This window comes from Streptomyces sp. CC224B (genome assembly GCF_030010595.1).
Classification (GTDB): Bacteria; Actinomycetota; Actinomycetes; order Streptomycetales; family Streptomycetaceae; genus Streptomyces; species Streptomyces longispororuber.
Window position 1 is genome coordinate 60829 of the sequence record NZ_JASCXL010000031.1, and the last position, 24786, is coordinate 85614.

Annotated in this window: 20 protein-coding genes; 9 read left to right on the forward strand and 11 right to left on the reverse strand. The window is 74.5% G+C overall.

The window, feature by feature from the left end:
* Positions 1-119 precede the first annotated feature (119 nt).
* A complete protein-coding gene (locus QK440_RS15135) occupies positions 120-1142 on the reverse strand; it encodes a helix-turn-helix domain-containing protein (RefSeq protein WP_282793607.1) in 1023 nt (340 codons plus the stop codon).
* Positions 1143-1299: 157 nt separating this feature from the next.
* Entirely contained in the window at positions 1300-2187 is an 888-nt protein-coding gene (locus tag QK440_RS15140; RefSeq protein WP_282793608.1) for a serine protease, read from the reverse strand.
* Positions 2188-2326: 139 nt separating this feature from the next.
* Between QK440_RS15140 and QK440_RS15145 the strand changes: the two genes are divergently transcribed.
* On the forward strand, positions 2327-3403 hold the full coding sequence (locus QK440_RS15145; RefSeq protein WP_282793609.1) for a helix-turn-helix domain-containing protein: 1077 nt from the start codon (positions 2327-2329) through the stop codon (positions 3401-3403).
* A gap of 69 nt (positions 3404-3472) precedes the next feature.
* Here QK440_RS15145 and QK440_RS15150 read toward each other — a convergent pair whose 3' ends face one another.
* A complete protein-coding gene (locus tag QK440_RS15150; protein ID WP_282793610.1) occupies positions 3473-4711 on the reverse strand; it encodes a beta-ketoacyl-[acyl-carrier-protein] synthase family protein in 1239 nt (412 codons plus the stop codon).
* Positions 4712-4778: 67 nt separating this feature from the next.
* Between QK440_RS15150 and QK440_RS15155 the strand changes: the two genes are divergently transcribed.
* Complete coding sequence (locus tag QK440_RS15155) at positions 4779-5396, forward strand: TetR/AcrR family transcriptional regulator C-terminal domain-containing protein (protein WP_282793611.1); 618 nt, start codon at positions 4779-4781, stop codon at positions 5394-5396.
* Positions 5397-5480: 84 nt separating this feature from the next.
* On the opposite strand, the gene QK440_RS15160 is transcribed toward QK440_RS15155, so the two are convergent.
* Positions 5481-6446, reverse strand: a complete 966-nt coding sequence (locus QK440_RS15160) for a helix-turn-helix domain-containing protein (RefSeq protein ID WP_282793612.1) — start codon at positions 6444-6446, stop codon at positions 5481-5483.
* Positions 6447-6594: 148 nt separating this feature from the next.
* Here QK440_RS15160 and QK440_RS15165 point away from each other — a divergent pair, with 148 nt between their 5' ends.
* Positions 6595-7626 (forward strand): saccharopine dehydrogenase NADP-binding domain-containing protein, encoded by a 1032-nt coding sequence (locus tag QK440_RS15165; RefSeq protein ID WP_282793613.1) that lies wholly within the window; start codon positions 6595-6597, stop codon positions 7624-7626.
* 136 nt (positions 7627-7762) lie between these two features.
* Here the strand turns inward: QK440_RS15165 and QK440_RS15170 are convergent, their stop codons facing one another.
* The 4 genes from QK440_RS15170 to QK440_RS15185 all read right to left on the reverse strand — a co-directional run bounded on the left by QK440_RS15170 (position 7763) and on the right by QK440_RS15185 (position 14232).
* The gene (locus tag QK440_RS15170; protein ID WP_282793614.1) at positions 7763-9175 is read right to left on the reverse strand and encodes an MFS transporter; all 1413 of its coding nucleotides are present in this window, start codon (positions 9173-9175) and stop codon (positions 7763-7765) included.
* Between the two features lie 212 nt (positions 9176-9387).
* The gene (locus tag QK440_RS15175) at positions 9388-11118 is read right to left on the reverse strand and encodes a tannase/feruloyl esterase family alpha/beta hydrolase (protein ID WP_282793615.1); all 1731 of its coding nucleotides are present in this window, start codon (positions 11116-11118) and stop codon (positions 9388-9390) included.
* A gap of 125 nt (positions 11119-11243) precedes the next feature.
* On the reverse strand, positions 11244-13121 hold the full coding sequence (locus tag QK440_RS15180) for a GAF domain-containing protein (RefSeq protein WP_282793616.1): 1878 nt from the start codon (positions 13119-13121) through the stop codon (positions 11244-11246).
* Positions 13122-13323: 202 nt separating this feature from the next.
* On the reverse strand, positions 13324-14232 hold the full coding sequence (locus QK440_RS15185; RefSeq protein ID WP_282793617.1) for a 3-hydroxyacyl-CoA dehydrogenase family protein: 909 nt from the start codon (positions 14230-14232) through the stop codon (positions 13324-13326).
* A gap of 654 nt (positions 14233-14886) precedes the next feature.
* Between QK440_RS15185 and QK440_RS15190 the strand changes: the two genes are divergently transcribed.
* The 4 genes from QK440_RS15190 (at position 14887) to QK440_RS15205 (ending at position 18208) form a co-directional block, all read left to right on the forward strand.
* A complete protein-coding gene (locus QK440_RS15190) occupies positions 14887-15699 on the forward strand; it encodes a hypothetical protein (protein WP_282793618.1) in 813 nt (270 codons plus the stop codon).
* Between the two features lie 115 nt (positions 15700-15814).
* Positions 15815-16600, forward strand: coding sequence for a CoA transferase subunit A (locus QK440_RS15195; protein ID WP_282793619.1), 786 nt, complete (start codon positions 15815-15817; stop codon positions 16598-16600).
* On the forward strand, positions 16597-17247 hold the full coding sequence (locus QK440_RS15200) for a CoA transferase subunit B (protein WP_282793620.1): 651 nt from the start codon (positions 16597-16599) through the stop codon (positions 17245-17247). The genes QK440_RS15195 and QK440_RS15200 overlap by 4 nt, the downstream gene beginning before the upstream one ends.
* 85 nt (positions 17248-17332) lie before the next feature.
* A complete protein-coding gene (locus tag QK440_RS15205; RefSeq protein WP_282793621.1) occupies positions 17333-18208 on the forward strand; it encodes an acetylxylan esterase in 876 nt (291 codons plus the stop codon).
* 48 nt (positions 18209-18256) lie between these two features.
* Here QK440_RS15205 and QK440_RS15210 read toward each other — a convergent pair whose 3' ends face one another.
* The gene (locus QK440_RS15210; RefSeq protein WP_282793622.1) at positions 18257-19144 is read right to left on the reverse strand and encodes a hypothetical protein; all 888 of its coding nucleotides are present in this window, start codon (positions 19142-19144) and stop codon (positions 18257-18259) included.
* A 28-nt stretch (positions 19145-19172) separates the two neighbouring features.
* Complete coding sequence (locus QK440_RS15215; protein ID WP_282793623.1) at positions 19173-19541, reverse strand: hypothetical protein; 369 nt, start codon at positions 19539-19541, stop codon at positions 19173-19175.
* A 99-nt stretch (positions 19542-19640) separates the two neighbouring features.
* Between QK440_RS15215 and QK440_RS15220 the strand changes: the two genes are divergently transcribed.
* Together QK440_RS15220 and QK440_RS15225 are read left to right on the forward strand one after the other, a co-directional pair.
* Positions 19641-20450 carry a hypothetical protein gene (locus tag QK440_RS15220; protein WP_282793624.1) on the forward strand — a complete coding sequence of 270 codons (810 nt, stop codon included), beginning with the start codon at positions 19641-19643 and terminating at the stop codon, positions 20448-20450.
* Between the two features lie 3 nt (positions 20451-20453).
* Positions 20454-23555 (forward strand): CHAT domain-containing protein, encoded by a 3102-nt coding sequence (locus tag QK440_RS15225; RefSeq protein WP_282793625.1) that lies wholly within the window; start codon positions 20454-20456, stop codon positions 23553-23555.
* Between the two features lie 51 nt (positions 23556-23606).
* Here the strand turns inward: QK440_RS15225 and QK440_RS15230 are convergent, their stop codons facing one another.
* A complete protein-coding gene (locus QK440_RS15230) occupies positions 23607-23918 on the reverse strand; it encodes a hypothetical protein (protein ID WP_282793626.1) in 312 nt (103 codons plus the stop codon).
* Positions 23919-24786: the final 868 nt, after the last annotated feature.

Below are 24786 nucleotides of genomic sequence, written 5' to 3' on the forward strand. Positions count from 1 at the left end.
GCTCCACCCTGAAAGCCCTCCGCGCCGGGACCGGACCGACTCCACCAGACGGCCCCGTTCTGTATCCGGAACGCTACCCCTCCCCCGCCCGGCACCGCCGTGCCTTCGGGAAGAAGGCGTCACCCCGGTAGACCGGCAGGCCCGGCGGGCGGGCCCGGCGGCGCCGAGGGACCGGGCGGGGGCGGGCCGCCCGCGGGGGTGTGGGCGCGGCGGTAGGCACGGGGGGTGGTACCGGTGAGCGCGCGGAAGTGGCGGCGCAGGGCGGCGGGCGAGGTGAACCCCGTCGCGCCGGCGACGCCTTCGACGGGCGTGTCCGTCTCCCGCAGCAGCCGCATCGCCTCGTGCAGGCGGGCCCGCAGGACGTACTGGAGCGGGCTGAGCCCGGTGTGGGCGCGGAAGCGGCGCGTCACGCCGCTGGGGCTGGTGCGCGCGTGGGCGGCGATCTCGGCGAGCGTGAGCGGGAGGTGGAGGTGCGTCTCGATCCACCGCAGGGTGGGTTCGAGGCCCGCGCTCTCGGCGAGCTCCCGGTCGATGGCCTCCTGAACGCTGTCCGCGTCCCCGTGCAGCGGCGTGATCAGCTCCCGTGACGTCTCCCCGGCGACGCGGCGGCCGTGGTCGCGGGCCAGCAGGCGCAGACAGACGTCCATGCCCCCGAAGACCCCGGCCGCCGTCCAGAACGGCCCGTCCTCGACGACCGTGCCGACCGGGTCGACGTCGATACGGGGGTACAGCGCGGCCAGTTCCTCCACGTGCCGCCAGCCGGTCGTGGCCCGGCGGCCGTCCAGGAGGCCGGTGGCCGCGAGCGTGAACGTGCCGGTGCCGACGGCGGCGACACGGCCGCCCCGGGCCGCCGCCGCACGCAGCGCGGCGGCGACACCCTCGGGGGGCTGCCCGGCACGGGGGCCGTCGTGCCCGGGAACGAGTACGACGTCGGCGTCCGCCAGGTCTTCCAGGGTGCCCGGCAGGCGGACGGCGAGCGCCGGGCCCGGGCCGCCGGTCGCCCGGAACCCGGGTGCCGCGCAGAGCCTGACCTCGTAGGACACACCGGGGTGCGCGCGGCAGGCGGTGCCGAGGACGAGGCCGGGCGTGGTGAGGTGGTGGCCCGGAGCCCCGTCGAGGGCGAGGACGGCGATCACTGACATGTCGGGAATCCAACCATCCGCTCGGCACGGCCGACGTGAGCCACCTGCGGAGTACGCCGGCCGGTTGCGCCTACGGGGCCGTCCGTCGGCCGCGCCCACGGGGGCCCTCCGTCGGCCGCGCCTACAGGGGTCGTCCGTCGGCCGCGTGCGTCGTCGATCAGCCGCTCTTGTGGATCGTCTTGTGGATCCAGCTCTTGAAGGCGGGCACGTTGGAGTAGAGTCCCGGCCCCGTCCCGCAGCCCTCGCGGAGGCTGCCCGGCCCGGAGGTGGCCCCGATCAGCTCCCAGCGGCCGTTCTTGCCGCGCTGGAGCTGCGGGCCGCCGGAGTCGCCGTTGCACGCCATGGCCTTCGGCTTCGGGCTGACCGTGCACAGCCGCGTCTTGCCCGCCCAGCCGGGTGCGCACTCGCTCACCGCGCCCCGGCGCGTGTCCAGTTGCTGGAGGCGGTTCGGGAACTTCGCGTCCTCCAGCGACGGCGCCTCGACGACCGTGCCGTAGCCGAGGATCCGGGTGGGCGTGCCGACCGGGCCCGGCTTGTCGGCGATGCGGACGGGCTTCTGGGAGACGGGGCGGTCCAGGCGTATCAGCGCGAGGTCGTTCTTGTTGAACGAGGTGCCCGTCATGTCCTGGACGTAGCCGGGCGCGGTGACGACCTTGTCGATGTTGCGGACGGAGCCGCCGGTCGTACGGTGGTCGCTGCCGACGCGGATCTTGCCGGTCAGCGTGGCCAGTTCGGGGTTGACGCAGTGCGCGGCCGTGAGGACCCACTGCCTGTCGACCAGCGTCGCGCCGCACTGGGCGCCGTACTCCTCGACCGGCACCGTCGCCATGAACGGGTAGTGCCGCGTGGCGTCCTCGCCGTTGACGATGGCGCTCGCGCTGCCGGTCGTCACCGTGACGCCGAGCAGCGCGGTCGCGCCGAGGGCCGCGGCGCCGCGGGCGAGCAGCCGGCGCGGTCCGCGCCGGGCGCGGTCGGCGGGGCCGGCGGGAGCGGCGGAAGGGGAGGAAGGGGTTCCGGAGACGGGAGCGGTGTCCGTGGCGTGCATGAACGGGCCTTTCGCAAAGAGTGCTGAAGCGTGCGTGGGCGAGGCGTCGTGCGCCTGCGTCCCGCCGCTCTGCGATCATCCTTCGCGGACGGAACCCGCGAACAGCGGCTGCGGTGTCACCCTGGGCTAAATTCTGGACATGTCAGTGATCGCCGTCCTCGCCCTCGACGGAGTCCCGGGGCACCAGCTCACCGCCCCCGGTCTGGCCTTCGCCACGGCGGCCAGGCACCACCACCCGGTCGCGTACGAGGTGCGGGTCTGCGCGGGGCCGGGGTTCCGGGGCACGGGCGGCCCCGCGCCCTTCGGCGTCGAGACGCCCTGGGGCATGGAGGGGCTCCACGACGCCGACACGGTGCTGCTGCCGGGGCACGAGGGCTTCCGCGCCGCGCCGCCGCCCGGGGTCGCGGACGCCCTGCACGCCGCGGTGGCGCGCGGGGCCCGCGTCGGCGCCGTCGGCACCGGCACGTTCACGCTCGCGGCCACCGGCCTCCTGGACGGCCGCCGAGCGGCCACCAGCCGGCGGCACGCGCGGGAGCTGGCGCGGCTGCACCCCCGCGTCGACGTGGACCTCGAGGGGTCCGCGGTGGCCGACGGCCCCTTCCACAGCGCGGCCGGGGTGCTCGGAGGCGTCGACCTGTGTCTGCACCTGATCACCCTGGACCACGGGGAGTCGGTGGCCATCGAGACGGAGCGGCAGCTCTTCCTGCATCTGCACGCGGAGCCGGGGGACGCCGACGGGAGGGCTCCCGGGACGGCTCCCGGGGCGGGGGCGCGGGACGGCCTCGCGCGGCCCGGGTCGCGAGCCGCTCAGGGGGCCGCCGCCGAGGCCGCGTACAACGCCGTCACCCCGCCCGGCAGCAGCCTCGAACCGGTGACGCGATGGATGGAGGCCAACCTCCACCACCCGCTCACCCTCGACGACATCGCGGGCCGGGCGGGGCTCGGCGTCCGCAGCCTGACCCGCCGCTTCCGCGCCGAGACGGGGCTCGCCCCGCTCCAGTACCTGCTCCGTACGCGGATCCAGCGCGCCCAGCGGCTCCTGGAGCGCACCGACGACCCGGTGGAGCGCGTCGCCGCCCGCAGCGGCCTCGGCACCCCCGCCAACCTGCGCCACCACTTCCAGCGCGCCACCGGCACCAGCCCCACCGTCTACCGCACGGCGTTCCGCGCGCTGGTCTCCGACGTGACCTGGCCGGAACGCCCGGAGCAGCCGTAGCGCACGGCGGTGCCATCGCCGACCCGGCCCCGTCCGACGGGCAAGGGGCTCGCGCACGGCGTTACGTCGTCACCTCAGGTGATCCGCGCCGGTGACGACGAGGGAGACGTTCTGTCCGCCGAAGCCGAACGAGTTGCTGAGCACGGCCTCCTGCGGGACCTCTCGTGGTTCGGTGACCACGTCGAGGTCGATGTCGTCACCGACGCCGCCGTCGGTGAGGTTGCGGGTCGGCGGGATGACGCCGTGCTCCACACTGAGGACGGCGATGAGCGCCTCGATCGCCCCTGCCGCGCCGAAGAGGTGACCGAGCGCCGCCTTGGGGGCCGTCACGGTGGCGCGGCCGAGGACCTGCCCGATCGCGCGCGCCTCGGCGACGTCGCCGACCGGGGTTCCGGTGGCGTGGGCGTTGACGTGGCCTATCCGCTCGGGAGCCAGGCCGGCTTGCGCGAGGGCCTTGCGCATCGCCGACGTCTGACCGCGGCCGTCGGCGGCGGGCGCCGTGATGTGGTGGGCGTCGGCGGCGATGCCGGCGCCCGCGAGGACCGCGTGGACGCGCGCGCCCCGGGCGGCGGCGTGCTCGGCGCTTTCGAGCACCACGACGGCCGCGCCTTCGCTGAGGACGAATCCGCTGCGGTCCGCGGCGAACGGCCGTGACGCCGACGCGGGTTCGGCGGTGTGCCGCGACAGTGCCTGCGCCTGGGCGAAGCCGGCCACGGTGATCGGGGTGATCGCGGCCTCGGTCCCGCCCGCGATGACCACGTCCGCCTCGCCCGCGCGGATGAGCCTGGCCCCCAGGGCGATGGCCTCGGCACCGGAGGAGCAGGCCGAGACGGGCGTGTAGACCCCGGCCCGGGCGCCGTACTCGATGCTGATCAGGGCGGCCGCGGCGTTGGGCATGAGCATCGGGACCGTGCGGGGCGAGACGCGCCGCGTCCCGGCCGCCTCCAGGACGTCGTCCTCCTTCAGCAGCGTCCCTACGCCCCCGATGCCCGTGCCGACCGCTGACGCGAGCCGGTCGGGGTCCACCCGCGGGGCACCGGCGTCGGCCCAGGCCTCGGCCGCCGCGACGAGGGCCGCCTGCTGCGAGCGGTCGAGCCGCCTGGCCCGCACCGGCGGCAGCGACTCGGCGGGGTCGGCCGCCATCGTCCCCGCGACGGTGTCGGGGAGGCCGATGCCCTCGTGGTCTCGCAGGACGCCGCCGCGGATGCCGGACGCGCCCGCGAGCAGGGCTTTCCAGGTGGACTCCACGTCCGCGCCGAGGGGGGTGAGCGCGCCGAGGCCGGTGACGACGACTTCAGTCCGTTGCACGTGCCGGGACCTTTCTTGTATGCGATACAAGCAGAGCTGACCTTGTTGTATCACATACAATTCCGGGATGGAGAAGAAGCGAACCGAACCCCGGGCGTCGTCGTCCCGGTCGCGTGACCGCGGTCGCGCGACGCGGCGCCGGCTGATCGAGGCGACCGCACAGCTCTGCGAGGAACGGTCCGGCGCCGAGGTGAGCGTCGCCGAGATCGCGCACGCGGCGGGCGTCTTCCCCAACCAGGTCACGTACTACTTCGGCTCCAAGGACTCGCTGCTCGTGCACGCCGCCTTCCTCGGCCTGCTGCACGACGCGCGGCGCCTTGAGCGCCTCGGCCGCCAGGCCCCCGACGCGGCGGCGTTCCGGCGCAACGTCGCCCGCGCCGCACTGGCCATGCCCTCGCTCCCCTCGGTCGCGCGGGCGCTGGCCGCCGCGGTGTCCAGGCCCGAACTCGCCCCCGTGGTCGACCGGCACCTGCAGCTGCTGTTCCGGCAGTCCGAGCGGTTCGCGCGCCGGCTCCTCGACCGCCGCGGCTGGCGGGCCCGCCGACCGCTCGCCGTGGAGGCCAGGACCTTCTGGAGCACCGCGCTCGGCGCGGTCCTGCTCGTCCGCGCGGGGGCACACGGCACGGTCGCCGACCTCGACCTCGCCGGGGCGCTGACCATCCACGACGAACCGGACCGCGGCTAGCCCGCCCGAGCGGCCGTCCGTTTCACCAGGCGTGACACGACAGGCCTGGGGTGCCCTGGCCCCGCCGCGCGTACGGGACCCGCGTCAGCGGCCTCGCCGGGTGCCGGGGTGCGGCCGGGAGCGGAAGGTGCGGCGGTAGGTGTCCGGGGCGACGCCCACGGTGCGGGCGAAGTGGCGGCGCAGCGTGGTGGCGGTGCCCATGCCGGTGGCCGCGGCGATGGAGTCGACGGTCCGGTCGGTGGTCTCGAGGAGTTCCTGGGCGCGGCGGATGCGCTGGCTGTGCAGCCACCGCAGCGGGGTGGTGCCGGTCACCCGCTTGAAGTGGCGGCCCAGGTGGCGTGAGCTCATCCGGGCCCGGCGGGCCAGGTCCTCCACGGTGAGCGGCTCGTCCAGCCGCTCCAGCACCCAGGGGATGAGGTCGGTGAGCGGATGGTTGCCCGGGGCGGGGACGGGGGTGGCGATGAACTGGGCCTGGCCGCCCTCCCGGTGGGGCGGTACGACCAGGCGCCGGGCGATCGTGTTGGCGATCGACGCGCCGTGGTCGAGGCGGACCAGGTGCAGGCAGAGGTCCATGGCGGCGGCCTTGCCCGCGGAGGTGAGCACGCTGCCGTTGTCGACGTAGAGGACGTCCGGGTCCACCGTGACCTTCGGGTGGCGGCGGGCCAGTTCCCGGGTGTGCGCCCAGTGCGTGGTGGCCCGTTTGCCGTCCAGGAGGCCGGCGGCGGCCAGGACGAAGGCGCCGGTGCACAGGGAGGCCACGCGGGCGCCCGCCTCGTGGGCCGCGCGTACCGCGTCGACGAGGTCGGCGGGCGGGTCCTGGCCGGTGTCGGCCCAGCCCGGGACGATCACGGTGTCGGCGCGGGCGAGGTCGTCGAGGCCGTGGTCGGGCGCGAGGCGGAAGCGGCCGACCCGCACGGTGTCCGGCCCGCAGAGCCGGAAGCGGTACCAGGGTTCCACGATGTGGGTCAGGTCGGCGCCGAACACCTCGGTGGCGAGGGACAGTTCGAGGTGCAGCATGCCGTCGGTGACGGCCAGCGCGACGGTGGGCATGTCCGGAAGTGTATGGGTCATGTCGTTGCGGACACTCGTGTGGGGCTGCCGCGGCGCGACAGGATCCGTACGGCACGGCGCGCCGGTCCACGGGGACCGGGGCGCGGCGGGTCGTCCGCATCCGGACGCGTACGAGGGAGCAGGGCTCATGGGATCGGGACAGACGGTGGCGGTGTTCGGCGCCTACGGACACACCGGGCGGTTCGTGGTGGCGGAGCTGGCGGCGCGCGGGTTCGTCCCGGTGCTGTCCGGCCGCGACGCCGGCAAGCTGAAGGCGCTGGCCCACGACAGCGGGTACGAGGCGCGGGTGGCGACGGTCGACGCCCCCGAGTCGCTCGACCGCGCGCTGGCCGGTGCCGCTGCCGTGCTCAACTGCGCGGGGCCGTTCGCCTCGACGACCGCCCCCGTGATCGAGGCGGCCCTGCGGGCCGGGATCCCGTACCTGGACGTGGCGGCCGAACTCGAGGCCACCATGGACACCTTCGCGCACTTCGCCGACCGGGCACGTGCGGCGGGCGCGGTGGTCGTCCCGGCGATGGCCTTCTTCGGCGGCCTCGGCGACCTGCTGGTCACCGCGGCCATGGGTGACTGGACGCGGGCGGACGAGGCACACATCGCCTACGGCCTGAGCGGTTGGCACCCCACCGCCGGTACGCGGCTGTCGGGCGCGGTCTCCCGCGAGCGGCGCGGCGGGCGGCGCATGCGCTTCGCGAACGGGCAGTGGGAGTACCGCACCGACGCCCCGCCCACCCTGGAGTGGCGCTTCCCCGAGCCGATGGGCCCCCGGACGGTGGTCGGGGAGTTCACCATGGCCGACGTGGTGACCGTCCCCACCCATCTGTCCGTCCCGGACGTGACCACCTACATGACGGCCGACGCGGTCCGCGACATCGCGTCCCCGGACACACCGCCCCCGTCAGCGACCGACGGGAGCGGCCGGTCCGACCAGACCTTCCTCATCGACGCGGTCGTCCGCGCGGGCGGCACCGAGCGCCGCGCGGCGGCCCACGGCCAGGACATCTACGCCGTCACGGCCCCCCTCGTCGTGGAGGCCCTCGACCGCGTCCTCACCGGCCGCACCCGCACGACCGGCGTCGCCGCGGCAGGCGCGCTCTTCGACGCCCGTGACGTCCTGCGGGCCTTGGCGCCGCACGTCAGGTTGGTGAAGGCTGAGTGGTAGGGGGTGACACTGCGGTGCTCGCGGTCGGTCCGGTGGGGGCCGGCCACCGCTGGCGCTCCGTGCGTCCGCAGCCGCCCGCGGCGGGCGCGTCGGCGTCCTGGGCGCCGCCGTCGCGGCCAGGCTGCCCGCGGGGGCGTCACGCCGTACGAACCGGCTGGTCACCGGTCGAGGACGGTTCGGGGGTGTGGGGTTCGGCGTCCGCGAGGTCCCGGTGGCGGGTCTCGGTGGCGCAGCCGAGGGCGATGACGGTGAGCAGGACGGCGGTCATGACGTAGAGGGCGATGGGCGCGGCGCTGTCGTACTCGGCGAGCAGGGCGGTGGCGATGAGCGGGGCCGGGGCGCCGGCGGCCACGGACGAGAACTGGGCGCCGATCGACGCCCCGGAGTAGCGCATGCGGGTGGCGAACAGCTCGGAGAAGAACGCCGCCTGCGGGGCGTACATCGCGCCGTGGAAGAGGAGCGCCACGGTGACGGCGGTGATGAGCGCCACGAAGGACTGGCGGTCGACCAGGGTGAAGAACGGGTGGATCCAGACGCCCGTGCCGAGGGCGCCGACGAGGTAGACGGGGCGGCGCCCGACCCTGTCGGAGAGGGCGCCCCACAGGGGGATGGTCACGAAGTGCACGGCAGAGGCGATCAGGACGGCGTTGAGCGCGGTCTGTTTGCTCGTGCCGGCGTGCTCGGTCGCGTACACGAGGATGAACGCGGTGACGACGTAGTAGGAGATGTTCTCCGCCATGCGCGTGCCCATGGCGATGAGGACGTCCCGCCAGTGGTCGCGCAGGACGGCGACCAGGGGCGGCTTCTCGCGCGGGGCGCGTGCGGCCCTGTCCGGTTCGCCCGCGGCGAGGGCGGCCTCGCGGCGTTCGGCCGCGGCGAGGGCGGCCTTGAAGACGGGCGATTCGTCGACGGAGAGCCGGATCCACAGCCCGACGAGCACCAGCACGCCGGAGAACAGGAACGGCACCCGCCACCCCCAGGAGGTGAACGCGGCGTCCGACAGGGTCGCCGTCAGCGTGGCGAGGACGCCCGTGGCCAGCAGCTGCCCGGCGGGCGCCCCGGTCTGCGGCCACGAGGCCCAGAAGCCGCGCCGCCGGGCGTCTCCGTGCTCCGCCACCAGCAGCACCGCGCCGCCCCACTCGCCGCCCAGGGCGAACCCCTGGACCAGGCGCAGCGCGGTGAGCAGCAGGGGGGCGGCCGAGCCGACGGTGGCGTGGGTGGGGAGCAGGCCGATCAGGAAGGTCGCGCCGCCCATCATCAGCAGGCTGTACACCAGGAGCTTCTTGCGGCCCAGCCGGTCGCCGAAGTGGCCGAAGACGAGGGCGCCGAGGGGGCGGGCGGCGAAGCCGACGGCGTAGGTCAGGAAGGACAGGAGCGTGCCGACCAGGGGGTCGGAGTCGGGGAAGAAGAGCTTGTTGAACACGAGCGCGGCGGCCGCGCCGTAGAGGAAGAAGTCGTACCACTCGATGGTGGTGCCGATGACACTGGCCGCCACGATCTTCTCGAGGTTCCGGGGGGCCTGGGGTTGGGCTGAGGACGGGGACGGCATGCGGAGCACCACTTTCGAGACGGTGGCTGAGGTTGTGTCCGGTCGTGCACCAGAGTGGGTTCGCCGGCCCGCTCTCCGTCATGTGCGGGGCGCACACTGGTCCTTCGGTGATGTCCTCGCCGCAGCCATGGCGGGCCGTGCGTGGCCGCTGCCGCGCGGTGCGGCTGCGTACGCGGGTGCGGCTGCCCGGCGCCTCGGGAGCGCCGCGGGGATCAGGTGCGTGGCGGTGTGCTGTGGCAGGTGAAGCTGCGTGCGGCGGCGGGATCGCCGTGGCCGCGGTACCTCGGCCAGGAGGGGAAGGCGCACAGCGGCCGGGTGCGGGCGTGTCCGGCGGGACCGGCGTCGGTGACGACAGGCCGTGAGGGCGCCGTGCCGTGCTCCGTCCAGTCCTCCAGGGCGCTGAGTGAGTCGTAGCTCGCCGCGAAGGACGCGTCGACGTTGACGTGGTTGGCGCCCGGGATGAGATAGAGCCGGGCGAACGAGTCGGTGGCGTGCGGGCCCACGCGTCGCTGGACGCGCCGGAAGTACTCGACGGTGGAGCGGTGGCTGACGAGTTCGTCGGCGGTGCCGTGCAGCAGCAGGAGTTTCCCGCCCGCCGCGGCGAAGCGGCGCAGGTCGGCGTCGTTGACGTCCTGCAGGGCGGAGAGACGGCTGATGCGGTGGCGCCAGGCACCGGGGCGGCGGGGGTCGACGGCCAGCGGGTCGTGCGCCGGGTCGCGGGTGACGAAGTACCGCACCCACTGGTCCCAGAACTGGACGCCGTAGCCGCTGTCCTTCGGCATGGGGTTCCCGGGGGCGCGGGCGCCCATGCCCAGCAAGGGGGTCGTCATGTCGGCGCCGGAGAGGAAGGGGAATCCGGGATAGCCGGTCTCACCGCTGGCGAGGCGGTACGTCCAGCGCAGGGGTGAGGAGAGCGCCTCGACGGCGTGGATCTGCCGGTCCGACAGGCAGGTGTCCGCGGTGTCCCCGCCGCCCGGGCAGCGCAGGGTGCGGGGATCGAAGCGGCAGCCCGCCTCGTGCGAGATGACGCCGTCGCGCAGGGCGTCGTCGCCGTCGCAGGACCTCATCACGCCGCGGTACAGGAGGTCCTGTTCCGCGCGGTTGAGGAAGGCGCCCGGGCGGGAGAGGAGCTGGGCCTCGTAGCCGAAGAAGAGGTTGAGGGCGGCGGCGTTCCAGGCGGGGTAGGCGGAGATGACGCCGTCGAAGTCGGTGGGCCAGCGCTGGGCGACGGCGAGTGCTTCGCGGCCGCCGCTGGAGCCGCCCGCGATGTAGCGGTGGGCGGGGGCGGCGCGGTAGTGCGTGCGGATGATGTGGCCGGCGGCGTCGTGAGTCTTCTTCAGTGCGTCGCCCGCGAAGTTGCGTACGGCCTCGTCGTTGACGCCGAAGGAGCCGTCCAGGGAGGTGGTGGGGGTGAAGTCCGGGGCCGCCTGGTGGCCGGAGTCGCCGGCGTAGGTGGCGTAGCCGCGGCCGAGCGGGCGCGGCCGGTCGGTCGGGCCGAAGGGGACGTCGCCGGTGACGTCGGGGATGGTGCCGTCGTAGCCTCCGCCGCCGAACATCATCGACTTCCCGTTCCACCGCTGGGGCAGGGCGACGCGCAGGGTGATGTCGGGGGCGCGCGGGTCCACGGGGTGGAGGGCGGCGTCGACGCGGCAGTACGCGCCCGTGGCGGACGTCCCGCCGCCGGCCGGCGCGACGGTGCGCGCGGCGGTCACCTCGCCTCCCGTGGTGGGCAGCCCGATCACCGAGGCGGGCAGGCGCAGACCGCGCAGTCTGCCGCAGTCGGCCGGTGTCCGGGCGGCGTGGGCCGGGGACACCTGGGCGGGGTGCGCCGGGGGCGTCCGGGCGGCGTGGGCCGGGGAGACGCGGGGGGCGGGTGCCGGGGGCGGGAGCGCGCCGCTCACCAGGGCGCAGACGAGTCCTGTCGCGGCGATGGTCTTCTGCATGGCGTCTCCGTCGCTCGGCCTCGTGTCGCGGGGCGTCAAGGCTACGGAGCGTGCCGTCGGGGGCGGCATGGGCCGGGCGCACACAGACGCCGCCCGCGAGGTGTGCCGGCCCGCGGGCGTACCCGCTACGGCTTGCTGACTTTCAGCAGCCGCATGGCGACCTGTATCTCCAGGAGGCGTTCCGGGTCGCGCCAGGAGGCGCCGAGGAGCTGGCTGATCCGGCCCAGGCGCTGGGTGACGGTGTTGACGTGCAGGTGCAGTTCGCGTGCGGTGTTGCGGGCGTGCCGGCCGGTGCGGCAGTAGGTGTCGAGGGTGCGCACCAGGTCGGAGTGGTGGGTGCGGTCGTACGCGAGGACGGGGCCGATGGCGGACTCGACGAAGGAGGCGGCGACCGGCTCGCCGCCGAAGAGGGCCCCGACGAATCCGAGTCCGCGTGTGTCGGCGACCTCGCCGGTCCTGCCGAGGGCGATCAGGGCGCGCAGGCAGTTGTCCGCCTCGCGGAAGGCGGCGGCGACGCGGCCGAGGTCCGCGGCCCGCGCCGTCCCCGCGGTGACGGGGTGCCCGCAGGTCCGCGCGAGCTCGTCCACGGCCCGGCGCGCCGGGGCCTCGGGGTCGTCTCCCGGCAGCAGCAGGATGACGGTGTCGCGCTGGAAGGCCGCCAGGCCGTGGGCGCGCCGGGCGATGGCCGCGGCGGCGGCGTGGATCCGCTCGCGCGGTTCGTCGCCGACCCGGGCCACCACCACGGTGCGGCAGGTGGCGAGGTCGACGCCGAGCAGGGCGGCCCGGTGCCGCAGGAGGTCGTGGTCCTCGCCGCGGGCGGTCAGCAGGTCCGCCAGCAGCTCCCCGCGCACGCGCGCCTCGGCCTCCGCCATGCGTCTGCGGGTGACGAGCACGAGGGAGGCCACCAGTGCGGCCCTCTCCAGGATGCGCCGGTCGGCGGCGTCGACCTGCGCGGCGGCGCTCAGGACGATCGTCCCCAGGGGCTCGGACTCCGTGATGAGGGGAACGGCGCACCGCGTCGCGCGGACCACGGTGCGCCCCGCCTGCCAGGCGTCCGCGCTGAGCCGCTCGAGGTCGTCGGCCGGCACCGCGTCCTGACCGCAGGACCGGGCCACCACGGTGCCCTCCTCGTCGAGGACGACCACCGTGCCGGCGACCGCGGCCGCGGTGGCCCGGACGACTTCGTCGACGCCGTTGCCCTGGATGACCAGGCGCGTGAGGCGTTCGTGGAACTCGGCGGTGCGTTCCAGGTCCGCCATGTGGGAGCTGATGGTGTCGTTGGCGACCCGCAGCTCCGCCACGGCCTCCTGGGCGGCACTGAGCAGGCGGCTGTTCTCGATGGCCACAGCGGCGTGTGAGCCGAGCATCATCAGGACGGTGATGTCGCGGCTGCTGAACGCGCGCTGACTGCGGTGGGCGGCCAGCAGCACCCCGATCACCTCCTGGTCGAGTTTGACCGGCACCCCCAGCAGGGACTCGATCCGCTCCGCGGCGACGGTCCCGTCGATCTCACCGGTGTGGTCGAAGGAGTCGTCGGTGAGGTACGAGGCCACGGCATACGGCTCGCCCGTCCGCGCCACGATCCCGCCGACGCCGGTGCCGACCGGCAACCGCAGCTCGCGCAGCAGGCCGGAGATGTTGCCCGCGGCCGCCTTGATGTAGCTGTCGCCGCGGCCGCGGTCGCTGAGGCTGATGTAGGCCAGGTCGCAGTCCAGCAGCCGCCGCGCCCGGTCGGCGATCGCCTGGAGGATGGGGTCGAGGGCCCGCAGGGAGGCCAGGTCGTTCGCGGTGTCGTTGAGCAGGTGGAGTTCCGCCTCGGTGCGGCGGTGCCGCAGGAGTCTCTCCCGCAGGCGCAGCGCGATCGCCCGCTCCTCCTTCAGCGCGTCGAGGCACTCGGCCGGCTCCCCCGCGGCGCGCGCCGCCGCGACCACTTCGTCGAAGGACTCCAAGTCGGCGTCGTTGAGCAGGAGTTCGAGGAAAGACTTACCGTACGTCCGTGCCATCGGCCCTCCGTCGAGCTGTGCCTGCGCGGCCCGGCAAGTATGGCGCCGCGCCGCCGGGGAGGCACGGCAGCGGTCCTGCACGGGAGGGGTTTGCCACGCGATGGCAGGGGGCTGCCACGCGATGGCAGGGGGCTGCCGCGCACCGCCCTCCGCGGAGCCGCCCGCGCCGTCCCCGCGGCCGACCCGCGAACGGCCCGCGCGCTCACGGCGCGCCGAGGTTGCGGCGGATGCCGTTCTCCAGGCGCTGTGCCACCTCCTCGCCCCGCCCGGGCGGCCAGGTCAGCAGCCCGCCCCCCGAGGCACGGCCCCGCTGCCCGGCGCCGAGCGGCTCGTCGAGCGTGGGGAAGGCGACCTCGGCCGACAGGTGGGGCGCCAGGCTGTCGAGGATGTTCCTGGTCAGGTCCAGTCCGATGAAGTCCGCGTTCTCCATGGGCCCCACGGCTGACCAGCGCAGGCCCAGGCTGGCCCGCACGACCGTGTCGATCGTCACCGGATCGCAGACCTCCTGCTCCAGCAGGTGCAGTGCTTCCCGTACGAGCGCGAACTGGAGCCGGTTGCCGATGAACCCCGGGACGTCACGGTGCAGGCGCACCGTCGTCTTGCCCATCCCGTTCAGCACGTCGCACGCTTCCTGCACGAACTGCTGGTCCGTCTCCGCGCCCGGGGCGACCTCGACCAGCGGGATGAGGTAGGCCGGGTTCCACCAGTGCACCCCCACCAGCCGTCGCGGATGCCGCATGCCCTTGGCCACGTCGGTGAGCGGCAGCACCGAGGTGGTGGACCACACCGGCATCACGGCCGGGATCCTCGCTTCCAGCGCCTCCAGGACCCGGTGCTTGACGTCGAGTCGCTCGGGGACGGCCTCCACCACGGCATCCACGCACGACGCCAGGTCCGACAGGCTCTTCGCCGCGGTGACGCGTGCGGTGGCCACCCCGACGTCACCCGGCGGCATGTCGCAGCGTTCGAGGGCCCGCACGGTCCGCTCGTCGAGTGAGGCGAGGGCGGCGGGGTCCTCGTCGTACACGACGACACGGTGCCCCGCCTGCGCGAGGGCAACGGCGATTCCGTGCCCCATGAGCCCGCCGCCGATGATTCCGAACCGGGTCATTGCGTGTCCTCCGAGTCTGGGCGGATGTGCGGTGACGTGCGCGCTCGCGGCACCTGGGCGCCGTCGGCGCACGGGGCGGCACGCAGCCGGAACGAGCCGGAGCGGCCGACCCGTACGAGCCCGGGCGACCAACTGGAACGGCCTTGAACGGCCTTGACCGGCCGTCCGAAACGATCCGGAGCGGCAGCAGGCGGCGCACGCGTCGACGGCCCGGGCGGCTGCTCGTACGGCAGGCGGCGGCCACGACGACCGCACGGCGTCGGCGGCCCCGCCGCGCCGCCACGACGGTATGACGCCTGCGCCGGGCGCTGCGAGGGGAGCAGCGCACATACGCGGCGCGCCGGGCGTGTGCGCGATGGCCACACGGCGCCCACGGGACCGGACCCACGGCACACCCAGCGCGTGCCGTCGATAGGCGCGTGAGCGTGCGGGCCCGCCCCCGGCGCCCGCGACGCGTCCCGGCCGCCGGGGCCGGGACGTCATGGCTGAAGCGCACACCGGCGGAGGCGAAAGACGTGCGCCGTGCCCATCTGCCCCCCGCGATCTGCGGTTCTAGCGTGCTCCGTGTCACATCACCCCCCACCCCTGTCGGCGTCCCCGGGCGCGAGCCGCACGTCAGCGCCCGGTGACGGTACGACGGTCAGGAGCATCTCCATGCTGTACGCGTCCACCAGGTCCGGCGGGGCGGCGTCGCCCCGCACCGGCGACCGGCGGCCCGCCCGTGCGCGGCGGCTGCTGCGCGCCTCCCTCGCCGCCCTGCTGACCACGGGTCTGCTGGGTCCGGCCGCCCAGGCGTCCGGCGCGGCGCCCCAGTCTGCCGCCGCTGACGCTGCCGCCGCTGCCGGACACGACCCCGTGATCATGATCCCCGGCATGACCGGCTCACCGGCCAGCATGAACCCGATGAAGTCCAACCTGCAGAGCAACGGCTGGCCCGCGAACCGGCTGTTCACCTGGACCGACAGCAGCTCCATGACGCAGGACCTGGCCAAGGCGGCACAGCAGCTCTCGGCCAAGGTCGACCAGGTCCGCGCCCAGACCGGGGCCGACAAGGTCGTCCTCGCCACGTGGTCCGCCTCCACCCTGGCCGCCCGGTACTACATCAAGAACCTCGACGGCGCGGACAAGGTCTCGCAGTACATCGGCATCGCCGGGCCCCAGCACGGCACCGCCAACAACGGCTGCCAGTGGTACGTGTCCTGCCAGCAGTTCGCCTCCCCGAACACCCCGTTCCTCAAGGCGCTGAACAACCCCTCGGAGGTCCCCTTCAACGACAGGATCGACTACCTCACGATCAGGTCGTCCGCCGACTACAACGCCACCCCCGTCGACACCGCGAAGCTCGCCGGAGCCGACGAGAACCACCTCATGAGCGGACCGATGGCACCCAGCCACTTCACGATCGTCTCCAACGCCACGGCGCTGGCGAAGATGCGCTCCTTCATCATCGCGCACGAGAACGACTGACATCCCGCCCGGTCAAGGAGGGGTGCGCCGGCGGCGCCGGGCGCCGCACCCGACAGCGCCCGGCACCGCCGGTCCGCCCCCTCCGCACGCCGACACGAAGGGCCTTCCCACTTCCATGGACAAGACGATGCCGTCGGCCTCGCGCGCAGTGGCCGACATCCCCGCCGGAGCGACGCTGGCCGTCGGCGGGTTCGGCCTCAGCGGCGTACCCGAGACCCTCATCCGGGCGCTCCACGAGCAGGGCGCCACCGACCTCCAGGTGGTGTCCAACAACTGCGGCGTGGACGGGCGCGGCCTGGGGATCCTGCTGGGCTCGGGACGCATAGCCCGCGTCACCGGCTCCTACGTCGGTGAGAACAAAGAGTTCGCCCGCCAGTACCTGAGCGGGGAACTGGAGGTGGAACTGGTGCCCCAGGGCACGCTCGCCGAACGGCTGCGGGCCGGCGGCACGGGCATCCCCGCCTTCTACACCCCGGCCGGGGTCGGCACCCAGGTCGCCGCCGGCGGACTGCCCTGGCGCCACGCCCCCGTGGGCACCTCCCGGCCGGAGGCCGGGGGCGGAACGGTCGCCCTCGCCTCGCCGCCCAAGGAGACTCGGGTCTTCGCCGGACGCGCGCACGTCCTGGAGTACGCCATCACCACCGACTACGCGCTGGTGCGGGCCTGGCGCGGCGACCGCCACGGCAACCTCGTCTTCCGCCGGGCCGCCGCCAACTTCAACCCGCTCGCGGCCATGGCCGGCCGGATCACCGTCGCCGAGGTCGAGCAACTGGTCGAACCCGGCGCACTGGACCCCGACCACATCCACGTACCGGGTGTCTTCGTCCAACGCGTCGTCGAGCTCACCCCGGCGCAAGCGGCCGACAAGCCGGTCGAGAAGAGGACGGTGCGTGCCCGATGACCTGGACCCGCGAGCAGATGGCCGCCCGGGCCGCCGCCGAACTCACCGACGGCTCCTACGTCAACCTCGGGATCGGCCTGCCCACCCGCATCCCCGGCCACCTCCCGCCCGGTGTGCACGTCGTCCTGCACTCCGAGAACGGCATCCTGGGCACCGGCCCCTACCCGTACGAGGACCAGGTCGACCCCGACCTGATCAACGCGGGCAAGGAGACCGTCACCGTGCTGCCCGGGGCGGCCTTCTTCGACTCGGCCCTGTCCTTCGGCATGATCCGCGGCGGCCACATCGACACCGCGGTCCTCGGTGCCATGCAGGTCTCCGCACGGGGCGACCTCGCCAACTGGATGATCCCCGGCAAGGTGGTCAAGGGCATGGGAGGCGCGATGGACCTCGTCCACGGCGCCCGCCGCGTCGTCGTCCTCATGGACCACACCGCCAAGGACGGCAGCCCCAAGATCGTGGAGGAGTGCGCGCTGCCCCTCACCGGCGAGCGGTGCGTCCACCGCGTCATCACCGACCTCGGCGTCCTCGACGTGACGCCCGACGGCCTGGCCCTGGTGGAGACCACCCCGGGCACCACCGTCGAAGACGTCCTCACCAGCACGGCCGCACCCGTACGTCTCGGCCATGTGTCGGCTGCCTGCTGACACGGCCGGACCGGTCGGCCCTCCGACCACGCGCGTGTCTGTCGTAGTCCCCCACAGGCAACACCCCTGCGAACAGAGGAGAGTCATGGTTTCCCTGCCCCGCTCACTGAAACGCCCTCGCCCGCGCCGCGCCGTCGGCACCGTGCTCGCGGCCGTGGCCCTGCTTGCGGCGAGCGGCGTCACGGGCACGACCCCGGCCCGCGCGTCGGCCTCCGCCTGCCCCTCCGTCAACGGCCAGTGGGCCGCCCCCGGCCCGTTCGCCGTCAGCTCCGCGTCCAACGGCCGGGGCACGACCGTCTTCCGGCCGACCGACCTGGGCACGCTGGGCTGCACCACGCACCCGGTCGTCCTGTGGAACAACGGGGCCCGCTCCGGCCTCGACCGGTACGCCCCGCTGCTGAACCACCTGGCGTCGCACGGCTTCGTCGTCGCCGCGGCGGAGGGCAACGCGGGCACCGGCGGCCCCATGCTGCGCGGCCTGGACTACCTGACCGCGGAGAACGGCCGGGCGGGCAGCCCCTACCAGGGCAAGGTGGACCTGGGCAACGTGGGTGCCACCGGCCATTCCTTCGGCGGCGGAGCGGCCGTCGACGCCGGGGCCGACCCCCGGGTGGACACCATCGCGCCGATCTACCCCCTCGCGTTCAGCAGCGGCAGCCGGGTGCGGGGCCCGGCGGTGTTCTACGCCGGGCAGAACGACACCGTCGTGCCGCCCTCGACGGTCCGCAGGACCTACAGCCAGGCCATGCAGGTGCCCGCCGTCTACGCCGAACAGCGCGGCGCCGACCACTACGGCATCCCCGGCCTGCACGGCCCCGTCACCGCGTGGTTCCGCTTCCACCTGATGCGCGACGAGCAGGCTCGCGGCCTCTACTTCGGGCCCGGCTGCACCTACTGCGCGTCCTCGTTCTGGTCGGTCTTCGAGCGCAACCCCCGCGCCCAGGCCGTCCCTGGCCCCTGACCGCACACCACCGGGCGGAGACCCCCACGTACGCGGCCCGCCTCCCGCTCAGACGCCCTTGCGGAGCCGTTCGGTGATGACGCGGCCGATGTCGGGGGTCACCCGGTGATGAGGGGTGTCGACCTTCAGGGCGGCTGCCAGGTCGGGTGCGTGCACGTCCACCACGGCTTCGACAAGGTCGGCGAGGGCGCCCGCGGAGGCGCGGGTGCGGTGCCGGGCCGTGAGGGCGAGCACGGCGGCGGCGAGGGCCGCGGGCCACCAGAGCAGGCCGGGCAGCAGGTACAGCAGGGCCCAGGAGGCGGTCAGCAGGGACGAGGAGAAGCTGTCCCGCGCGGTTCTGAGCGCCTCCTGCACGGTGTCCGGCACGACCAGCCAGAGCCGGGGCCAGCAGGAGGCGAGGTCAAGGCCGTACTCGTGCCACACGCGGGCCTCCGCCGCGGCCAGCCGGTCCCCCGTCCAGGTGGGGTGGGCGGGCGCCATGAGGGCGATCGCGTTGCGGGCCGCGACCAGTTCGCCGTGGAGCGGCCCCGGGGCGCTCTCCTCGCGCACGCGCGCGTCGGCCCGGTCCCAGCGGCGGCCCCGGCGCTCCGTCAGCCGGCGGGCGAGCGGAGCGGCCCAGCGGGGCCACGCGCCGCAGCAGGCGAGTTCGACCGGGACCGCGACGGCCCGCGCGAGCAGCCCCGCCCCCGCCGCGAGCAGCAGGACCCCTGCCAGCAGGGCCGCCACCGAGGCCGCGGTGCGCAGGGCGGGGGCGACCGCGGCGTCCGCCAGCCGGGCGTCGAGGTGCCGGCCCACGGCGCCGACGAGGTCGACCCGCCACCAGCCGCAGGTGAGCGCGGCGGCGACCGTCGCCGTGTACAGCAGCCCCGGAACCGCGAGCAGGGCCACCCACCGCTCCGCCAGCCGGCCGCCGAAGGCCGCGAGGAATCCGGTCACCGGGCCGGCCCTCCTTCCTCAGGTCTCCTCAGGCTCCGGGTACGAACGTCAGGGCCTGTCCCCGCAGATGACACATGGGCAGTTCCTCGCCCGGCCCCCGCACCTGCGCGCGCACGCACCGGCCCTCGGGGCACACGTAGCGTCCGTCGACGGAGCGCTCGGTGCCGGACGCCCACGGCCTCGACCAGCCGGGCGTACCGCGTACGCCGGGGTCGTCGTCCGTGTCGGCCACGGCGATGCCGAGTTCTCCCATCAGGGGGGTCAGTGCCTCGCCGGACAGGGCGGCCTCCGCCACCCGGTCGAGCAGGGCGAGCCGCTCCGGGGCGTCCCGCAGGGCACGGCGCAGGGCGGGCAGTTCCGCGCAGAGCCGGGTGAGGACGTGGTGGTCAGGGTGCAAGGCTCCCCCGCATTCGAACATGAACGGACGTGCCGTCCTGGGCACTTGGGTGCGGCTACAGTAACCGTATCCACTCAACCGCTCACACAAGGTAGTCGCATGGCCCTGTTCCGCCGTAAAAAGGCCACGTCCGGCCGGGAGTTCACATCCGGTCACGAGACCGGGCCCGGCCGGGAGGGCGAGCCCGGTCACGAGGTCACGTCCGCCGCGGCGGCACAGGCCGGTCCTCCGTCCGGCCCGGCCGTTCCCGACTGGGTGGCCGACGCCGATCGCGTACGCCCGTTGCTGCGGGTGCGACTCGTGCGGCCCGACCGGCTGCCGGCCGGGCCCGCACCCGTGTCGAAGCCGCTCCTCCACGGGGAACTGCTCGCCGTCGCGGAGGTGCGCGGGGCGATGCCGGTGCTGCCCGAGCACCTGACGTGGTGGGGCATGGAGCCCGCGGAGCTCTGGGCGGTGGCCCAGCACAACCTGCGTGTGCACCAGCCGCCCGTACAGCGGGACGGCGAACTCCACCTGTTGCAGGGCGACCCGTACACGGCCGCCCAGCTCGTCCGGGTGCACGACATCACACACATGCCGGCGGACGGGCTGCTGGCGTGGATCCCCGCGCCCCACTTCCTGGCGTTCCGGCGCATCACCGACGCGGAGCAGCTCATGCACGGGATCAACGGGTTCGCCCAGGGGCGCCGGAAGATGGAGACCGATCTGGGCGGGCCGGACGCGGCCGCGGCGAAGTGGCTGTACCGGGACTTCATCTGGTGCAGAGATGCGCTGGCGGAGCGCGTCGTCGCGGCGTACGAGGAGAAGGGCCCCCAGCACTTCGGCCTGACCGTCACCGGCTCGCCACGGTTCAACGAGGTCTGGACGCGGCTCGGGCGCGAGTTCGCCGAGGCCCGGCACGGCTCGTAGGACATGCTGCGCAACCGCGGGATCGCCCGGGCGCTGGCTCTCGTCGAGCGGCTCCAGGACGGGGAGGACACCGGGGCCGCGCTGGCCGCCGACGTCGACCGGCTCATCGCACGGCTGCGCGGCGCGGTCCGGCCGGACCGCCAGGACCTGGAGGTCCGGCAAGTCCTCGGCTGGCTGCACTGGTACCGCTACGAGGCGCACACGCGGCACCGCAGGTACGTCGAGGCCGGCGCCGAACGGGCCCTCGCATACGCGTACCTCGAACCGGTGTACCGGGCCGACCCCCTCGCGGTCCCGGAGCGGATGGAGCACCTGTTCGTCCGCGGGGCGGTGTCCGCCCCGGAGGGAGCCGAAGCGCGACTGCACGCCGCCCTCGCGGCGACGCACGCCATCGAGGCGGACGACGACCTGGACGCCGTCGAGCGCACGTCACGGGAGGTGGAGCGGCTGCTCGCGGTCCCCCTCACGGTCCCGGGCCTCACGGGGGTGAGTTCGTGCACGCTCGGCATCGCCCTGTACCAGAAGGCGCTGCGCAGCGGCGCCGCGGAGGCCGACGTCCTCGACGAGGCCGTCGCGCACTTCCGGCGGGCACGGGCACTCCTTGAGGCCTCCACCGTCGAACCGCTGCTCGGTACGGCCCTGCTGCGGCGGTACCACCTGCGCGGCGACCGGCAGGACCTGGCGTCCGCCACCGCACACCTGCGGTCGGCCACGGAGAGCGGCTCGGCGCGGCCGGACCCGGACGCGTACGCGGCCCTGGCGGAGGCGCTGCACCACCAGTACCTCGTCACCGGCCTCGGTGAGGACCTGGCCGAGGCGGTGGCCGCCGCCCGGGCGTCGGTCGGCCCCGGCGGCTCCCCGGCGACGAAGGCGCCCCGCCTGCACCTGCTGGCCACCCTGCTGCGGCTCAGGGGAAGCGGCACGGGCGACGCCGACTCCCTCCACGAGGCCGTCCGGGTGGCCAGGGAGGCCCTGGACCACACGACCGGCCGGGACAGGGCAGCTTCCCTGCAGACCCTCGGCCGGGCCCTCATGGTCTACTCCCGGGAGACGGGCACACGGCCGTTCCTCGACGAGGCCGTCGACGTCTTCCGCCAGGCCCTCGCCCTCCTGGACGAGGCGGACACCGACCGGGTCGCGACGCTCGGCGACCTCGCCGGTGCCCTGGTCGAAGGGCACCGGGCCACCGGGACCCACCTCACCCGGGACACCGCCCTCGCCCGGATCGACGAAGCCGTCGCCCTGTGGCGGGAGGCCCTGGCCCTCTCGGCGGGCGGGCAGGGTCGCGGACTGCTGTGGGGCAACCTGGGCAGCGGGCTGCGAGCGCGCTACGAGTGGGTGCAGGACCCCCGCACGCTGGACGAGGTGGTCGACGCCTACCGGCGCGCCCTCGACGAGCCCGCGCACCTGAGGGACTGGCCGGAGGCACGCGGCCGACAGGAGCTGGGCAACGCCCTCTCGAAGCGGTACGAGGCCCGGCGGGACCCGCGCGACCGCGCCGAGGCCGTCCGGGCCGCCCGCGCGGCCGCCACCGCCCCCGACGCCGGACCCGAACTGCGTTTAAGTGCCGCGCAGTTGTGGGGCAACCGGGCTGCGGTACAAGGGGACTGGGCCGAGGCCCTCAAGGGCTACCGGGTGGCCATCGAGGCCCTTCCGCACACGGCCTCGCCCGCCTTGCGCCGCTACGACCAGGAGCGCAGGCTGTCGAACACCTTCGTCGTGGCCTCCGACGCCGCCGCGGCCGCCCTCCAGACCGGGGAGGGCGGAGCGGAGGAGGCGCTGGAGCTGCTGGAGGCCGGCCGGGGTGTCCTCCTGCGCTCCGTCCTGCGGGCCGGGGACGCCGACTTCGCCGCGCTCACCACCGCCGAGCCGGACCTGGCAGCCGAACTGGCGTGCCTGCAACAACAACTGTCGAGCCGCCAACTCACCATGGACCGTCGGCACGCACTGGCCGCCGACTTGAACCGCGTAATGGAGTCGGTCCGCCGGTGCCCCGGCTTCGAGCGCTTCTTGCTCCCGCCGACGGCCGAGGAGGCGCGTACGGCTGCCTCGGACGGTCCGGTGATCACCGTCAACGTCAGCGAGGCCCGCTGCGACGCGCTGGTCCTGACCGGTGCGGACCTCACGGTCGTGCCCCTGGCGGGGCTGCGCCACGCCGACCTGGTGGAGCGCTGCGAACGGTTCCCCGCGGCGCTGTCCGCCGCGGAGAGCACGTCGGCGGGGCTGTTGGCCGGGCTGCGCGCCCAGGACGTGCTGCGCGAGACCCTGGCCTGGCTGTGGGACGTGGTCGCCGAACCGGTCCTGACGGCCCTGGACCTCACCCGCCCCGTGACGAGGGACGGGCCCTGGCCGCGCGTGTGGTGGTCCCCCACGGGCCGGCTGACCACGCTGCCGCTGCACGCCGCCGGACACCACGAACCCGGGGGCCCGGCCGTGCTGGACCGCGCCGTGTCCTCCTACACCCCCACCGTGCGGACCCTGATCGGCGCCCGGCGCCGGGCCGGGGCCGGGCCCCGCCGACCGGCCCGGATCCTCGCGGTCGGCCTCTCGGACACCCCCGGGCACCTGCCGCTGTCCGCGACCCTGCACGAGGCCGCCTCGCTCGGCGGACCCGCGCTGCCCCCGCTCGTGAACGAGCGGGCGACGCGCCGCGCGGTCCTCGACGCCCTCGCGGCCTGCGACTGGGCGCACTTCGCCTGCCATGCCCACATGGAGGAGGGGTACGCCTCGGCCAGCCGGCTGATTCTGCACGACCAGCCGGTCACGGTCACGGACGTCGACCGGCTACGCCTGGCCCACGCCGAACTGGCCTACCTCTCCGCCTGTTCGACGGCCTCCGCGCCCGTCGCCCTCTCCGGGGAGGCCCTCCACCTGGGGTCCGCCTTCCACCTGGCGGGCTTCCAGCACGTGGTCGCCACGCTCTGGAACGTGCAGGACAAGGCCGCCGCCCGCATCGCGCACACCTTCTACGAGCACCTGCCCCGGCACACGGCACTCCCCTTCGCCGCCCCCGCCACGGCCCTGCACCACGCCGTCCGCCGCCTCCGCGAGGAGGCACCCACCCTGCCCAGCCGGTGGGCTGCCCACTACCACACGGGGCCGTAGGACTCCGGCGGACGAGCCCGCAACCACGGCTCCCGGTCGGCGAGCCCGCCATCACGACTCCCGGCCGGCGAGCCCGCCACCGCGGGCGGACGACGAGCACGCGGGTGCCCGTGGACCGTCCGGGCGCGTGACCTTCGCCGCCACAAGCTCATCGACGCTGCCGCTCACAGCGAACCTCGACGCGACGACGGCATCGCGCGGCTGATGAGGCTGTGGGTTCTCCTGGACATTTTCAACCCCGCTCGTCACGTTCGGCGTGAGGCGCCACAGCAGGATCGTGCGCCCGTCAGCCGCCGCGACGTATCGCCCGTAGGGGCTGAGCGTCATGTCACCCAGGCCTTTGTGGACGATCCGTGTACTCACTCGCCTACGGTCCAGGTCCCAGATCCACAGACCGAGGAACAAGCAAAGCGGCCTGCGCCTGTGGCCGGTCGGCCTCGTCCTTACCCGCCTGCACACCGAACGCTTCACCACCGCCGTCTCCCGGCTCGGCGACGACTTCGCGGCCGTGCGTCGCATCGACTTCGAGGGGGCGAGGTTCTCCGGCGGCACGGTCAATCTGTCTGGCGCAGAAGGTGTAGCGCCGCCTGGCCTGGTTCCGGCAGCAGGAACTCCTCTGCCACCCGGCCTCGTCCTACCGACCGCCTGGCAGCCGGTGGATCGTTGAGGGGGCATATCTCTCCTCCGGCGGGACGTTCGTGGACCTCCTGCCAGAGCTGCGCTGCCCTTGGCACTCAGGCCGCGGGCAGCAGGGTGGCCGCACGCTCAGCGAGGGCTTGGGCCCGCTTCCGGTCCGGTCTGCCGGGGATCTCCTGGAGCGCCGGCAGCGGCTCCACGGGGGCCAGGACCGTGATCGGGCTCGGTCAGCCCCGGCACGCGACACCGCTCAGCACTCGTCAGTGCCTCGTGCAAGAGCACAGGTTCAGGGCCGATGGTGCCGCTGTGGCTGCCGAGTAGACCACGGATCCTCTGGGCGAGGCCACATCGCTGGCAGGCTCGGGGGCTGAGCCGCCAAGTGGCCTCGCAGACCGGGCAGTGTCCCCAGAAGCCGGGGGCGGGGTTGGTGCACTTTGCGCACAACGGCTCCTCGAAGCTGCCGCCGCGGGCTTGGGCGGCGGGCGGTGTGCAGGGGGGTGTAGGTGGTCCAGGCGCTGGTAGAGGGCGCGGACGAGCCGGGCGAGATTCTGTGCTCCGGCCACGGTGGCTCGGTGCTCTACGGAAAGGCGCCGGT